Genomic DNA, 682 nt, shown 5'->3' with positions numbered 1-682 from the left:
ATCAACTCTCCTTCTTCAAAGCCAGCAACTTCATTAAAATGCGCACTGGCATATTTGATGTAACTTGATGGGTCGGTTATGGAAACGAGACTGTAGCTCGCAGGATAATCGTATTCCTTTTCACTCATATACATGCATCCTTACATTTAATAAATAAGTGCCACATATGAGTGTAGCAGCATAATATCCATACGCATAATGATGACTATATAGAAATATTACCGCGACTTATTGAACAGCAGATTCGTTACATAAGTCTTTCATTTCTGGTCGTAACAATCTTTGCTTTGGTTAAAATTAATACTGACATCCCCTTCCTTAGGCCCTTGGTTAGTTGTTATAACTAGTCCAATACAACAATAACAAGGAAGACAAACACAATGGCTATTCGCTTTAGTCAGCTTGCTGTACAAGGACATACCACCACACTTTCCATTGATGAATGGACAATCGATAACAATGACTCTTGGGGCATCTTCAGTGCAGAAGGAGACATCGGCTCCCTGCTAGGCGATCTGCTTTGTGGCGAACTGAAACCCACACAAGGGACGTTGGATCTTGGTGAATTGAAAGTCGTGCAAGTATCGCTTTCAGAGCAACAACGACTACTTGAACGTGAGCTAGAAAAGGACGACACCGATTTTCTCGATCGTATCGACCAAGGCAGTACCGTTTATGCTTT

General features: G+C 41.2%; 1 pseudogene. It reads left to right on the top strand.

Annotated features, from left to right (window positions below):
* Nucleotides 1–380: 380 nt before the first annotated feature.
* Nucleotides 381–682, top strand: a pseudogene (locus R8N49_RS27455) (ABC transporter); the annotation flags it as partial.

The organism is Vibrio sp. 1978 (genome assembly GCF_033344345.1).
Note: the sequence above shows the minus strand (reverse complement) of the source record. Positions and strands in the feature narration are given on the sequence as shown.